The sequence below is a fragment of the Pseudactinotalea sp. genome (genome assembly GCF_048594945.1).
GTDB lineage: Bacteria > Actinomycetota > Actinomycetes > Actinomycetales > Beutenbergiaceae > Pseudactinotalea.
This window is the reverse complement of sequence record NZ_JBMDXJ010000298.1, coordinates 1-13,121: the sequence shown is the minus strand read 5'-3', so window position 1 is coordinate 13,121 and position 13,121 is coordinate 1. Positions and strand designations below refer to the sequence as shown.

Genomic DNA, 13,121 nt, shown 5'->3' with positions numbered 1-13,121 from the left:
CGCACTCGACGTCACCAAACAGGCCGTCCACAAGAAGTACGGTCGCAGGTGAACGACAAGCACCGCCGTCGAGCGACTGCGACGTTCCTCGACCGATGGCCCCCCGAAGGCCGATTGAAACCACGTTCAACGCAGGAAATGGCTGGCACCGTTCAATGACTGCTACCGAGCCACAAGCCAGAGCGCGCAGCCCGTTCGGGCGGCGACGCTCCGACGACGGCCCCCGCGCCTCGCTCCGCGAGCTGCTCCCCTACCTCGTGGTCAATCGCGGCCTCCTGATCGCGGCACTGATCCTGTCGGTGCTGGGCGCTGCCACGAGCCTCGCGCAGCCGCTGCTGGTGCAGCAGGTCATCGACCGGGTGCAGGCGGCGGCCGCGCTCGGCTGGCTGCCGTGGCTGCTGGTTGGGCTCGTGGTCGCCGACGCGCTGCTGGCCGGTTACCAGCACTACCTGCTGCAGGTGATGGGCGAGCAGGTGGTGCGGCTGAGCCGGCGCCGCCTGGTGGCACGGATCCTGCATCTGCCGATCGCGACCTTCGACACCCGCCGCACGGGCGACCTGGTCAGCCGCGTGGGCAGCGACACCACGCTGCTACGTGCGGTCCTGACACAAGGGCTCGTGGAGTCGGTGGGCGGGCTGCTCACGTTCGTGGGCGCCGTGATTGCGATGATCATCATCGACCCGCTCCTGTTCGCGCTGACGCTCGGCGTGGTGGTGCTCGCGTTCGGCCTCGCGGGCGCCGTGATGCCCATGCTCACCCGTGCGAGCGCGCAGGCACAGGAGCAGGTCGGGGCGCTGTCGTCGGCGCTGGAGCGTGCGATCTCGGGGGTGCGGACGATCCGCGCCGCCAACGCGGGCGACCGCGAGGCCGAGGTGATCGACGAGCGCACCGAGGGCGCCTACCGAGCCGGCATCAAGGTGGCTCGGGTCTCCGCGCTCGTGGTGCCGATCGCCGGGGTCGCACTGCAGGTCGCGTTCCTCGTGGTGCTGGGCGTGGGCGGCGCACGTGTGGCTGCCGGCGAGCTGAGCATCGCCGCACTGGTGGGCTTCCTCATGTTCCTGTTCCTGCTCGTGATGCCGCTCGCGCAGATGATCGGGGCGATGTCCGCGGTCAGCCAGGCGCTCGGCGCCCTCGGCCGGATCCAGGAGATCGTGCGGCTCCCGATCGAGTCCGACGACGATGTCACCACCTCGGTCTCACCCCGCACCGATGGGCCTGCCATCGCTTTCGAGGGCGTGTCGTTCCGTTATCCCTCAGGCGAGCAGGCAGCCCCCGTGCTCGACGACGTCACCTTCGCCGTTCCTCGTGGGTCCCGCACGGCCCTGGTGGGGCCGTCCGGGGCGGGTAAGTCCACGGTGTTCGCCCTGGTCGAGCGGTTCTACGATCCCACGGGCGGCCGGGTGCTGGCCGGTGGCGTCGACGTGCGGGAGGTCGCACGGACGGACCTGCGCTCCGGCATCGGCTACGTGGAGCAAGACGCCCCGGTGCTGGCCGGTTCGCTGGCCGACAACCTCCGACTCGCGTCCCCGGACGCCTCCGACGAGCAGATGCGGGCCGTGCTTGCCCAGGTCAACCTCTCCGACGTCCTCACCCGCTCTCCCGCCGGCCTCGATGCCCCCGTGGGCGAGCACGGTGTGATGCTCTCGGGCGGTGAACGGCAGCGTCTGGCCATCGCCCGCGCACTGCTGAACGCACCCGACCTGCTGCTGCTCGACGAGTCCACCTCGAGCCTGGACAGCCGCAACGAGGCGCAACTTCGCTCGGCGATCGACGAGGTCGCCGCAGGCCGCACGCTGCTCGTGATCGCCCACCGGCTCTCGACCGTGGTGGACAGCGACCAGATCGTGGTCCTCGATCACGGCCAGGTCGTGGCCACCGGCACCCACGCCGATCTGCTGCAGAGCTCGCCGCTCTACCGCGAGCTCGCCCAACACCAGCTCCTGGCGCCCACGAGCTGACCCCACCGCGCGTCCCCCTCGCTCGTACACCCTCCCCTCCCCGCCGGATAGCGTTTCCGTGCGATCTGCCGTCACTGGATGACTGCGAATCACCCCGAACCGGTCCGCCACGTAGGGTGCCCACGTGAGCAAGCCGACCCCCGTGAACGTGGCCATCCGCGCGGTGGTGAGCGCCGCCGTCGGGCTTCTCGCCCTGGCGGGGTGCGTGCGACTCGATGGCGACCTGACGATCAACGGGACCGAGTCGGAGGCACCGGACACGGTGTCGGGGGCGATGGTCCTGGCGATCTCGGACGAGTGGGCGGTCGCGCACGGCGAGGACCCGGCGGCACTGTCGGCGGCGATCGCCGAGGAACTGGCGGCGACCCCCGAGAGCGGTCTCACCGGCGAGCCGTACGCCGCCGACGGCTACACCGGCACCACCCTGACCTTCGACGAGGTCCCGATCGAGCGACTCGCTGCGGCGACCGACGGAGCGCTGTCGATCACGCGCGAGGACACCGCCTATGTGGTGCGCGGCGACCTCTCCACGCTGGATCCGGGCGACGAGAACAGCGCGGACATCCCGCCGTGGACCGCACGGATCTCCGTGACCATGCCCGAGGACGTGACCGACCACAACGGCTCGCTCGACGGCCGCACGGTCACGTGGGATCTCGACTCGGCGAGCGGCGAGGCGACGATCTATGCGACCTCCTCGGTCGGCGCGGTGTCGTGGCTCTCGCGCGTGCCGGTGCCACTGATCGTGCTCACCGCGCTGGCTGGCGTGGGTGCGCTGCTCGCATGGTGGCTCAGTCGCCGCCAGCGAACCGGCGACGGCGGAGTGCTGGCTCGGCAGGCTGCCTCACGTCGGGAGTCGAACCGCAAGGTCGACGAGATCTTCGACGACGAGCGCTGATGGCGCGGCGATCGGCGGGCACGCCGGCGATCGTGGCGCTCGAGGCTGCCGGGATCGACTATGAGGTGCGTGCGTATGAGCACGACCCTGCCGCCTCCTCGTTCGGGCTGGAAGCCGCGGAGGCACTCGGGGTCGAGTCGGCCCGCGTGTTCAAGACCTTGCTGGTGGATCTCGACGGCGGTGGCCTGGCTGTCGGGATCGTGCCGGTCGATCGTCAGCTCGATCTCAAGGCGATGGCCGCTGCGGTCGGGGCGAAGAAGGCCACCATGGCTGAGCCGAAGGCGGCCGAACGGATCACCGGCTACGTCGTCGGCGGCATCAGTCCGATCGGCCAGAAGCGGGCGCTACCCACCGTGCTCGACGACAGCGCCGCCGGGTTCGAGACCGTGCTGGTCTCCGGCGGGCGGCGCGGGCTCGACCTCGAGCTCGCGCCCGAGGACCTGCTCGCGGTGACGAGTGGGACGTTGGCGGAGATCGCGCGCTGACGGCCGTTCTGCCACGGTACTCACTGGGCAGTTCTGGCCTCGCGGGTGTGTCCTTCGTTCCGGCATGATCGCTCCCATGAACGGATCGTGGCTCCCGGCGGTACGTGCGGATATGCGGGAGCGGTTCGTCGTCAATCTCCGAGTGCCGGCGGAAGCGGCGCCGGTGCCGAAGCCGCTACAGCCCCAGCTCGTGGGCGGATGGGCAGTCGCCTCGTTCTGCGTGCTCGATCTGCACAACATCACGATCGCTCCGCTGCCGACCGTCGCTGGATGGCGAAGCCGCTCCTGTGCGGAGCGGTGGGGCGCGCTCGACCCCGAGCCGTCGGTGTACGTCGCCGAGCGGTTGACGTCATCGAGAGTCGGGTCGGCATTCACCCACCTGGGATTCTCCGCCCCGCACAGCTTGGTCGACCTCGACGTGGTCAAGGACCGGAGGGTCGGTCGAGTGCGGGCCTCCGTGCGGGGGACGACCATCCTCGACGCGCGTCTCGCGCGCGACGGCGACCTGGCATCGTCGGTGTTCGACGACGTCACATCCTTCTCACGATTCCTCGCCGATGGTGTGCGCAGCTACGGACCGTCACGACACACCGGTCGCCTCACGGTGCTCGACCTCCACAAGAGGGACACGAGTTACGAGCCGCTCGCCGTCGAGGAGGCGACAGGTTCCTTCATCGACTCGTGGACGGCCGTCGGTGCCGAGATCGACAGCGCCTTCCGTACGGTGGACGCCGACTACGAGTGGCGGTACCACGGGCTGCTGGACGCGGCCCGGTAGGTGAGGCCGCCGGCATCCTTCACCACGGGCATCAGCCGCTGAGCCGATTCGTTGCAACCGCCGATGTTAACGTTCTCAGAGGATGACCTCGGCCCACGTGACACGCGTGAAGGGATGAGCGCGTTGTACACCGACCCGATCCACCACGCCCCGACGGACCCGACGCTGGTTCAGGCGCCGGACGGGTCGTGGCGGATGCTTTACACGCAGCGGCGGGCGGGTGACCGTGGGCCGGGTGTCCGGTGGGTGCACGGGACCGACATCGGCGTGGCCCGCTCCGACGACGGCGGGGTGACCTGGACGTACGCGGGGGTGCTGGACGGGGTGGACCCGCACGAGGGCCGCAACACGCTCTGGGCGCCGGAGGTGCTGTGGGCTGAGGGCAGATACCACATGTTCGTCAGCTACATCCGAGGGGTACCGGAGCAGTGGGCGGGCCACGCGCGAACGATCCTGCACCACGTCTCGGACGACCTGGTGGCATGGGAGTACCTGGGCGAGGTGCCGCTCTCCTCGAACCGGGTGATCGACGCCTGCGTCTACCCACTGCCTGGCGGGGGCTACCGAATGTGGTTCAAGGACGAGGCGCACGACTCCACCACCTGGTGCGCGGACTCCCCCGACCTGGTGGGCTGGGGGGAGTCGCGACTCACCGTGGGCCACCCCTCGCACGAGGGACCGAACGTGTTCGAGCTCGGTGGCTGCTTCTGGATGATCACCGACGAGTGGCGCGGCCTGGGCGTGCACCGATCGACCGATCTGCATACATGGGAGCGGCAGGGGTTGATCCTCGAGCAGCCCGGCGCCCGGACGTGGGACGCCGGGCTCGGGCACCACGCTGACGTGGTGGTCGGCACCGACTCCCGCGGGAGCGAACTGGCGTGGATCTTCTACTTCACGCACCGGTCCGAGCACGGCGCAGGGGCCTCTCAGCCCGACTCGGCCCGACCCGATGTCCCGATCGAGCACGTCACCGACGTGCAGGTCGCCACGCTGCGAGTGGTGGGCGAGCGGCTCGTCTGCGACCGCGACGCTCCGATCGACCTCGACCTCAGACGTGCGACGTCACCGACGCGAACCTGAGCACCTGCACGAGTGCCCAACCGTGCTCCTCGACCTTGTCCAGTACCGCCAGTAGGTACTCATCGGTGGCCATGCTTCTCTCCCGTGACAGACGGTCATTCCCCGTGCCGGGGGACGTAGGTCAAGGCACTGACACGCCACCGAACGAGGTCGAGAGTTCACACATCGAGGCGAAGCTGTGCGCCAGACTCAGGGCATGTTCACCGTGGCCCTCGTGCTCGCCGGCCTCGCGGCCCTGCTGCACGTCTACATCTTCGTGCTGGAGTCGATCCGGTGGGAGGCGCCCGCCACTCGGAAGACCTTCGGCGTCTCCGAGGCCGACGCCCGCGTGACCAAGCCGCTCGCCTTCAACCAAGGCTTCTACAACCTGTTCCTCGCGATCGTCACCGCCGCGGGGATCGTCGCCGCGGGCAGCAACCGGGCCGTGTCGATCGCGCTCATCATCGCGGGCGTCGGCTCGATGCTCGCCGCCGCCGTGGTGCTCGTGGCCAGCGACCGGAGCAAGGCGCGCGCCGCGGCCACCCAGGGCACGCTTCCGCTGCTGGCTCTCCTCGCGCTGGCCATCTCGTCGCTCTGACGCCACCCCCTGCCAGACTGGTCGCCGTGCCGCTCCTCTTCGTCGACCTCGACAACACCCTGATCGATCGCGCTGCCTCGATGACCCGCTGGGCGGAGGCCTATCTGACCGATCGCTACGGCAGCGCCGATCCGGAGTTGCTGACCGCAATGGTCCAGGCGGATGGTGACGGCCTGCGCCCGAAGCCCGACGTCGCCGCCGACCTCGCCGTCCTGCTCAATCTCAGCACCGACGAGGAAGCCGACGTCATCACAGTCCTGCGCGCCGGTGTGCTGGAGTACCTGCGGCCCGACCCAACGATCGTGCCGGCACTGAGTCGAGCGCGCGACGGCGGCTTCGTCCCGTTCGTGGTGACCAACGGCAACGTCGCGCAGCAGGAGAACAAGATGCGGCTGATGGGCTTGGGCGATCACGTCGCCGGCATGGTGGTGAGCGAAGGGGTCGGCGTCCGCAAGCCTGACCCCGCCATCTTCCACCTGGCCGCCGACGCCGCACCCGGCACCCTCGAGGAGGCCTGGATGATCGGCGACTCCGCCGAAGCAGACATCGCTGGTGCAGCCAACGCCGGGCTCCCCAGCGTGTGGCTCCGCCGCGGACGCGACTACCCCACCGCTGCACCCCGACCCACCGCTATCGCCGACAGCTTCCCCGACGCCGTGGAGATCGTGCTCGCCTCGAGCAGAGGCTGCTCAGCAGCGGCATCGGACGCGTCGACCTCTCCCATGCGGTGACGCAGCGGAGGGTTGGGGCCTCTCCGTCCGCCGCTCGTGAGGCTCGACCGGCACGCCGCACAGGAGGGCCCTTCGACGCCTTCCTCGAGGGCGGCCCGACTCCCGACCCCATGAGCGACGAGTCAGTACGTCCCGGGCGAGGGAGTACCTCCTGCCGTACTGATTCGCCCACGCGGTACTGACTCGCGGCGAGCGGCGCCGGTCGGCTGCACGCTCAGGCCGCGGCGGCCCGGGCAGAGAGCGGCTAACCGCCCGCGACCAGCGGCCACGGAGCCGCAGCCTCGAGCCCAGCTGCCAGCCCGAGCAGCACGTCCTCACGCCCGGTACGCGCCCCGAGCATCACACCCCAGGGGAGCACCGGCCCGGCATCCTCGGCCGGTGCATGGTGCAGCGGCAGCGAGATCGCCGGCGTGCCGAGGATGTTCCACGTGGACGTCCACGGCGTGAAGGCGCACTGGGCCCAGAAGTCGGCCTCGGGGTCGGCGTCGTCGCGCATCTCGCCGATCCGCGGCGGCGGCTGGGCGAGCGTGGGGCTGAGGATCACGTCGAACTCCGCCCACGCGCGCGCCGCGTCACGTTGCAGCCGCTGCCCTGCGGCGATCGCGTTCGCGTACGTCACCCCGTCCACCGAACGACCGCGCTCCCGCATCCACCGCGTCAGCGGCACCAGCAGCGGATCGGCCTCGGGCGGCAGCGGTGCGCTCGCCGCCATCACCGACCACACGTCGATGAACGGCAGCCACCGCTCCGCCGGGAACGGCACCGGCGCCTCGCCGATCGTGTGACCGGCCTCCTCGAGCAGTCGAACTGCCTTCCCGACGGCGGCTGTCGCCTCCGCATGGACCGGCGCCTCGGGCGTGATGATCGGGGTGGTCAGCACCCCGACTCGCAGCGGCGCCACCGGCGCGTCGCACGCGGCCAGGAACGAGCCAGCCTCGGGAGCGGGCAACGACCGGTCGTCGCCCGGCCACCCGGGCGAGAGCACGTCGAGCGCGACCGCGGTGTCGCGCACCTCCCGGGTGAGCACTCCATTGACGGCCAACGCTGCGCCGTCGACCCCTACCGGGCCGGTGCTGACCCGGCCCCGGCTCGGCTTCAACCCGACCAGCCCGCACGCCGCGGCCGGGATCCGGATCGAGCCTCCGCCGTCGTTTCCATGAGCGATCGGCACGATTCCGGCCGCGACAGCGGCCGCCGCACCACCCGACGAACCGCCCGCCGACCGCGTGAGGTCCCACGGGGTGCGCGCCGGCGGCCCGATGTCGGGCTCGGTGTACGGCGGCAGTCCCATCTCGGGCGTGCTGGTCTTGCCGACCATCACGGTGCCGGCCTCACGGAACCGGGTCACCACGCCGTCGTCCACATCCGGGACGAAACCCTGCATCGCGGCGCTGCCGGCGTTCATCTCGACGCCCGCGACCATCGTGAGGTCCTTGATCGGCAGCGGCACACCGAGCAGCGGCGCGGGATCGCCCGCAGCGAGCCGGGCGGTGGCATCGTCGGCCTGCTGTTGCGCGAGGTCCGCGGTCAGCCGCACGAACGCCCCCACCTCAGGACCGAGCCGCTCGGCCCGCTCGAGCGTGTGCGCCAGCACCTCGCTCGCCGACGTCTCCCCCGATCGGATCGCGGCAGCCAGCCCCAACGCACCCCACTCATCGATCTCCGTCACGCTCACCAGCGTAGAACGCGGGCGAATCGCTGCCACGAGATGACTGCAGATCGACCGGGAACGCTCTCCGCAGAGCAGCGGGCACGGCGGGAACCGCCGTAGCGGTGACGAGGTCCCCGAACCCACCCTCACCCGGACAACGGGCCAGCGCGCGGTAGTGAGTCGTGCAGGATCAGTTGTGCACGTGTGCACTGTGACGGGCATGCACCGTGTCCGGATGTCACGGAGGGACCGGCCCCTCGGTCCTGCAGTGCCACCCATGTTCGGCCCTGGGTGGCGCCGGCCTTGCGCTCGCTCCCGTCGGCGGGTTACCGACTCGTCACTGCTGCAGCTGGCTGGTCCAGTTCACCTCCTGGATGCGGGTGTCGAGCTCACGAAGCTCGCGGGCAGCGTCATCGGCAGCCTGCCGCACTGCGGCGACATCGACCGCCGGCACGTATTTCACTTCGCTTCGGGTGATGCGGTCCTGACGCCGCGAGGCGGCATCGGCCACGTTGGTGCGCACCCGGTGCAGCGTGCGCAGCTCGTCGCGGCGTGCGAGCGCTTCGGTCATCGTCACTCCGGGCGAGATCTCGAGCCCGAGGTTCGTGCGGTTGATCGCTGCGACCAACTCAGCGAGATCACCGGCGAGGCGATCATGCTCGGCGAGCAACGCCGTCGGGTCCTCGCTCGGCGAGTCACCCTCCTGGTGGAGCGCGTTCCCCACCGCGCGGGTGGCGAGCTGATTCATCCGGGCATTCAGATCAGCGCGGCGCGCGAGCGCCTCGGCGAGCAACATGCCTGTGACCCTACTTCTCGGCCCGCTCGGCGTCGCTGTGGAGCACACAGAACTCGTTCCCTTCGGGGTCGGCCATCGTGACCCACCCGCTCCCCGGCCCGTACAGGCCGCGACGGTCCGCGACCTCCGTGGCCCCGACCGCCAGCAGGCGGTCGACCTCCTCCTGCAGCGTGCCATCGGTGGGTCGCAGGTCGAAGTGGATGCGGTTCTTGACCGTCTTGGTCTCAGGAACCTCGATGAAGAGCACCTGGTGGCTGCCGTCGCGCGTGAGGATCATGCACTCCTCATGGCCGGGCTCGTTCGGGTCGTCGTCAACATCGACGTAGTCCAGCACCTGCCTCCACCACTCCGAGAGCTGGTAGGCGTTGCGGCAGTCGACGCTCGTGTGCGAGATGCGGGATGTCATCTCGGCAGTCTGTGCGGAGGCCGGAGGCGCCGCAAGCCGTTTCGTGGTCACCTACCTTGGAGACCGTGCATCGAAGCAGAATCGGCGTTGTCCTTGTTGACCATCCCAGCGAGACCTACGAGGCCGCTGCCGACTTCTGGGCGGCGGCGCACGGCTCGTCTCGTCCGGAGAAGCACGCGACGGCGGAATCGCCCTACGAGGACCTCGGTCACCTCTCGGGGGCGGTCGAGCTGGCTATGCAACGCACGGGTGCCGGGACGCCCCCGCGCGTGCACCTGGACATCGAGACCGACGACATCGAGGCGGAGCTCGCCCGCGTCCTCGCCTTGGGCGCCACGCTCGCCGAGCGGCATGAGGAGTACGCGATCCTGCACGATCCGGGCGGCCTGGTGTTCTGCATCGTGCCGGTGCAGTCGCGGGCCGAGTTCGAGGCAGGCGCGACCACCTGGAGCTGACCGCGCGCCAGAGGGGAGACAGATCCGCTCCGGGCTGACAGCATGGTGACGTGATCGAGAGCAGCACGGGAACCAAGCTCGCGGTGGTCGGCGCGGGTTCGGTCGGGTCCACACTCGCCTACGCCGCGTTGATCCGCGGCCTGTCGCGGTCGGTGGTGCTGTACGACGTCAACGCCGCGAAGGTCCGCGCCGAGGCGCTCGACCTACGGCAGGGTCTGCAGTTCGTGCCGGCCGCGCACGTGGAGGGATCCGACGAGATCGAGATCTGCGCGGGTGCGGACATCATCGCCGTCACCGCGGGCGCGAAGCAGCAGCCTGGCCAGACGCGGCTCGACCTCGCCGCGTCCACCACGTCCTTGATGCGCACGCTGATGCCCCAGCTCGTGGAGGTCGCACCGGACGCGGTCATCGTCATGGTGACGAACCCGGTCGACGTCATCACCTACGTGGCACAGAAGCTCACCGGGTTGCCGCCCCACCAGCTCTTCGGCTCCGGCACCGTGCTGGACACGGCGCGGCTGCGGGGGCTGATCGCCTCACGCTGCGGTGTGGCGGTGCAGAACGTGCACGCCTACATCGTGGGCGAGCACGGCGACAGCGAGATCCCGCTCTGGAGCAGCGCCGTGGTGGGCGCCGTGCCCGTGACCGACCTCATCGACGAGGCCGAGCGCGACCAGATGGCGCACGACGTGGTCCACGCCGCCTACGAGATCATCACCGGCAAGGGCGCCACCAACTACGCGATCGGCGTCTCCGCGGGCCGGATCATCGAGGCTGTGCTGCGCGACGAGCACCGTGTCCTGCCCGTCTCCACGATGGCCGACGGCCGCCACGGGATCGAGGACGTCTGCCTCTCGATCCCCTCGGTCGTGGGCCGGGTGGGCATCGAGCGCCCGCTCCACATCCCGATGACCGACCACGAGGTCACCGGCCTGCGCGCCAGCGCCGACGAGATCCGCAAGGTTGCCCGGGAGCTCGGCTTCTGAGCCGCCGCGGGGCGTGTCAGCGCTCCTTGATCGCGCGGCCCATTCCGGTCACGGCTGCCACGGCCCCCAAGGCGACGCCGATCATGACGTGTGGCGCCTTGTACCCCGCACCACGCAGACGTTCGCCGAGTCGGAAGATGCCGCGCTCCACCAGCACGGTACAGGCCACGCTCCCGGTCAAGGCAACCACCGCGAGCACGCCGGCAGCGCCGGGACGGGAGCCGTCCAGAAGTCGGGCGAGACGGCCATCGTCATGCGATTCGGTGGCCGCAGCACGTGCGTCTGCGAATGCCCTCGCCGTGGCGGCCGCACTCTCCGGCGTGAGGTCGAGCGCGCTCGAGTGCGGTTCTCCCACCTTCGATACGCGCTGCTCAGCGGCGGCGTTGCGGATGCCCAGGGCACCGATGCCGGCGATGCCGACCACCTTGATGAGTGCCCGCACCCGCCTGGTGCGTACGACGTCAGGCAATGCGTACCACGCCGCCACCCCCAGTCCCATCGCGATGTCGGCCGCTGACGGCTTGTGCAGGGACAGTGCGCGTTCCGTCGACTGAGCCATGATCGACGGTAGTCAGACCGCCGCGCGGGGCACCATCCTCCGGAGGTCGGACTCGCCCACGTGCACGTGCGTCGTTCGGGTGAGGTTCGTGGCGCGGGCACCGCGGGACTCACTCCCCGCTCGCCCGGCAGGCGGAGGCGATAGCGTCGGCCAGGTGAAGGCGCTGCTGAAGTCCGGTCCGCACGCCGGCCTGGAACTGGCCGAGGTCCCCGAGCCTGCCGCCGGCCCGGCAGACGTCACGGTGCAGGTCCACACCACCGGGATCTGCGGAACCGACCTGCACATCCTGCACTGGGACACCTGGGCGGCCGACATGCTGACGCCGCCTGTCGTCCCCGGCCACGAGTTCTACGGCGAGGTGATCGCCGTCGGCAGCGATGTCCGCGATGTGCGCTTGGGAGACCGGGTCTCCGGCGAAGGGCATGTGGTGTGCGGGATCTGCCGCAACTGCCGGGCCGGCCGGCGGCAGATGTGCATCCACACCAGCGGGCTCGGGGTGAACCGTGACGGCGCGTTCGCCGAGCGTGTGGTGATCCCGCAGGAGAACGTGTGGGTGCACGGCCATGACGGCGACACCGCACTGATCTCGCCCGAGCTCGGGGCGATCTTCGACCCGTTCGGCAACGCGGTCCACACCGCGCTGAAGTTCCCGGTGATCGGGGAGGACGTGCTCATCACCGGCGCCGGCCCGATCGGGCTGATGGCGGCCGCGGTGGTGCGGCACGCAGGCGCCCGCTACATCACGATCACCGACGTCTCGAGACCTCGCCTCGCCCTGGCCGAACGGATGGGCGTCGTGGACCTGGCGCTCGACGTGACCAGCTCGACGATCGGTGATGCCCAGCGGGAGCTCGGGCTCAAGGAGGGCTTCGACGTCGCGCTGGAGATGTCCGGGCACCCGAGCGCGCTGCCCGAGGTGATCCGCAACATGAACCACGGTGGGCGGATTGCGTTGCTGGGGCTCCCGAGCGCGCCGATCGACATCGACTGGGGCGTCGTGGTCACACACATGCTCACGCTTCAGGGCATCTACGGGCGCGAGATGTTCGAGACCTGGAACGCGATGACCGCCATGCTCTCCTCGAGCTCGCGCCTACGGTCGGCGATCACGGGCGTGATCACCGACGTCATTCCTGCCCGTGACTGGCAACGCGCCTTCGACCTCGCTGCCAGCGCCAGCAGCGGCAAGGTCGTCCTCGACTGGAGGGAGCTGTAGATGTATGCGATCAAGGATGAGCTGGCGGCCGAGCTGGCCGCGATCGAGAGCGCAGGCCTCACGAAGGCCGAGCGTGAGATCACCACGCCGCAGGGCTCCCGGATCCGCGCGGCCCTGGTGGGCGAGCCGCAGCGCGAGGTGCTCAATTTCTGCGCCAACAACTATCTCGGCCTCGCCGACCACCCCGACCTGATCGCGGCGGCCAAGGCGGCGCTCGACAGCCACGGCTTCGGGATGGCCTCGGTGCGGTTCATCTGCGGCACCCAGGACACCCACCTCACGCTCGAGAAGCAATTGTCAGACTTTCTCGGAACCGAGGCCACGATCCTCTTCTCCTCGTGCTTCGACGCCAACGCCGCCGTGTTCGAGCCGCTGTTCACGGCACAGGACGCGATCGTCTCGGACGAGCTCAACCATGCCTCGATCATCGACGGCGTCCGGCTGAGCAAGGCGGCCCGGTTCCGCTACCGGAACCGCGACATGGCCGACCTGCGCGCCCAGCTGCAGGCTGCCCGCGACGGCGGAGCTCGCCGGGTCGTCGT

Annotated in this window: 15 protein-coding genes; 11 read left to right on the top strand and 4 right to left on the bottom strand. The window is 70.1% G+C overall.

Annotated elements, in window-relative coordinates; all coding sequences use genetic code 11:
- Window positions 1–155 precede the first annotated feature (155 nt).
- The 7 genes from ACOJSN_RS13165 to ACOJSN_RS13135 all read left to right on the top strand — a co-directional run bounded on the left by ACOJSN_RS13165 (window position 156) and on the right by ACOJSN_RS13135 (window position 6,510).
- Window positions 156–1,958, top strand: a complete 1,803-nt coding sequence (locus tag ACOJSN_RS13165) for an ABC transporter ATP-binding protein (protein ID WP_420112956.1) — start codon at window positions 156–158, stop codon at window positions 1,956–1,958.
- 124 nt (window positions 1,959–2,082) lie between these two features.
- Window positions 2,083–2,856: an LppM family (lipo)protein gene (locus ACOJSN_RS13160; RefSeq protein ID WP_420112955.1), complete on the top strand. Its 774-nt coding sequence runs from the start codon at window positions 2,083–2,085 to the stop codon at window positions 2,854–2,856.
- The gene (ybaK, locus tag ACOJSN_RS13155; RefSeq protein ID WP_420112954.1) at window positions 2,856–3,341 is read left to right on the top strand and encodes a Cys-tRNA(Pro) deacylase; all 486 of its coding nucleotides are present in this window, start codon (window positions 2,856–2,858) and stop codon (window positions 3,339–3,341) included. Before ACOJSN_RS13160 ends, ybaK begins: the two co-directional genes overlap by 1 nt.
- Before the next feature lie 76 nt (window positions 3,342–3,417).
- Entirely contained in the window at window positions 3,418–4,119 is a 702-nt protein-coding gene (locus ACOJSN_RS13150; RefSeq protein WP_420112953.1) for a hypothetical protein, read from the top strand.
- Between the two features lie 114 nt (window positions 4,120–4,233).
- Complete coding sequence (locus tag ACOJSN_RS13145; RefSeq protein WP_420112952.1) at window positions 4,234–5,202, top strand: hypothetical protein; 969 nt, start codon at window positions 4,234–4,236, stop codon at window positions 5,200–5,202.
- A gap of 196 nt (window positions 5,203–5,398) precedes the next feature.
- The gene (locus tag ACOJSN_RS13140) at window positions 5,399–5,779 is read left to right on the top strand and encodes a DUF1304 domain-containing protein (RefSeq protein ID WP_420112951.1); all 381 of its coding nucleotides are present in this window, start codon (window positions 5,399–5,401) and stop codon (window positions 5,777–5,779) included.
- Window positions 5,780–5,805: 26 nt separating this feature from the next.
- Complete coding sequence (locus ACOJSN_RS13135) at window positions 5,806–6,510, top strand: HAD family hydrolase (RefSeq protein WP_420112950.1); 705 nt, start codon at window positions 5,806–5,808, stop codon at window positions 6,508–6,510.
- 244 nt (window positions 6,511–6,754) lie between these two features.
- Here the strand turns inward: ACOJSN_RS13135 and ACOJSN_RS13130 are convergent, their stop codons facing one another.
- From ACOJSN_RS13130 to ACOJSN_RS13120, 3 genes are all read right to left on the bottom strand, one after another.
- Window positions 6,755–8,179, bottom strand: a complete 1,425-nt coding sequence (locus ACOJSN_RS13130; RefSeq protein WP_420112949.1) for an amidase — start codon at window positions 8,177–8,179, stop codon at window positions 6,755–6,757.
- 319 nt (window positions 8,180–8,498) lie between these two features.
- On the bottom strand, window positions 8,499–8,957 hold the full coding sequence (locus ACOJSN_RS13125) for a DIP1984 family protein (protein ID WP_420112948.1): 459 nt from the start codon (window positions 8,955–8,957) through the stop codon (window positions 8,499–8,501).
- Between the two features lie 10 nt (window positions 8,958–8,967).
- Window positions 8,968–9,363: a VOC family protein gene (locus ACOJSN_RS13120; protein ID WP_420112947.1), complete on the bottom strand. Its 396-nt coding sequence runs from the start codon at window positions 9,361–9,363 to the stop codon at window positions 8,968–8,970.
- Window positions 9,364–9,428: 65 nt separating this feature from the next.
- Here ACOJSN_RS13120 and ACOJSN_RS13115 point away from each other — a divergent pair, with 65 nt between their 5' ends.
- Together ACOJSN_RS13115 and ACOJSN_RS13110 are read left to right on the top strand one after the other, a co-directional pair.
- Window positions 9,429–9,818 (top strand): VOC family protein, encoded by a 390-nt coding sequence (locus ACOJSN_RS13115; protein ID WP_420112946.1) that lies wholly within the window; start codon window positions 9,429–9,431, stop codon window positions 9,816–9,818.
- Between the two features lie 50 nt (window positions 9,819–9,868).
- Complete coding sequence (locus ACOJSN_RS13110; RefSeq protein WP_420112945.1) at window positions 9,869–10,804, top strand: L-lactate dehydrogenase; 936 nt, start codon at window positions 9,869–9,871, stop codon at window positions 10,802–10,804.
- A 16-nt stretch (window positions 10,805–10,820) separates the two neighbouring features.
- Here the strand turns inward: ACOJSN_RS13110 and ACOJSN_RS13105 are convergent, their stop codons facing one another.
- Window positions 10,821–11,363 (bottom strand): hypothetical protein, encoded by a 543-nt coding sequence (locus tag ACOJSN_RS13105; RefSeq protein ID WP_420112944.1) that lies wholly within the window; start codon window positions 11,361–11,363, stop codon window positions 10,821–10,823.
- A gap of 154 nt (window positions 11,364–11,517) precedes the next feature.
- On the opposite strand from ACOJSN_RS13105, the gene tdh reads away from it, so the two are divergent.
- Together tdh and ACOJSN_RS13095 are read left to right on the top strand one after the other, a co-directional pair.
- On the top strand, window positions 11,518–12,579 hold the full coding sequence (gene tdh / locus ACOJSN_RS13100; protein WP_420112943.1) for an L-threonine 3-dehydrogenase: 1,062 nt from the start codon (window positions 11,518–11,520) through the stop codon (window positions 12,577–12,579).
- A partial coding sequence (locus tag ACOJSN_RS13095; protein WP_420112942.1) for an aminotransferase class I/II-fold pyridoxal phosphate-dependent enzyme occupies window positions 12,580–13,121 on the top strand: 542 nt, incomplete at its 3' end.

Coding starts and splice junctions, on each gene's coding strand:
- ACOJSN_RS13165 (WP_420112956.1), top strand. CDS start 156: ATGACTGCTACCGAGCCACAAGCCAGAGCGCGCAGCCCGTTCGGGCGG.
- ybaK (WP_420112954.1), top strand. CDS start 2,856: ATGGCGCGGCGATCGGCGGGCACGCCGGCGATCGTGGCGCTCGAGGCT.
- ACOJSN_RS13150 (WP_420112953.1), top strand. CDS start 3,418: ATGAACGGATCGTGGCTCCCGGCGGTACGTGCGGATATGCGGGAGCGG.
- ACOJSN_RS13145 (WP_420112952.1), top strand. CDS start 4,234: ATGAGCGCGTTGTACACCGACCCGATCCACCACGCCCCGACGGACCCG.
- ACOJSN_RS13140 (WP_420112951.1), top strand. CDS start 5,399: ATGTTCACCGTGGCCCTCGTGCTCGCCGGCCTCGCGGCCCTGCTGCAC.
- ACOJSN_RS13125 (WP_420112948.1), bottom strand. CDS start 8,957: ATGTTGCTCGCCGAGGCGCTCGCGCGCCGCGCTGATCTGAATGCCCGG.
- ACOJSN_RS13120 (WP_420112947.1), bottom strand. CDS start 9,363: ATGACATCCCGCATCTCGCACACGAGCGTCGACTGCCGCAACGCCTAC.
- ACOJSN_RS13105 (WP_420112944.1), bottom strand. CDS start 11,363: ATGGCTCAGTCGACGGAACGCGCACTGTCCCTGCACAAGCCGTCAGCG.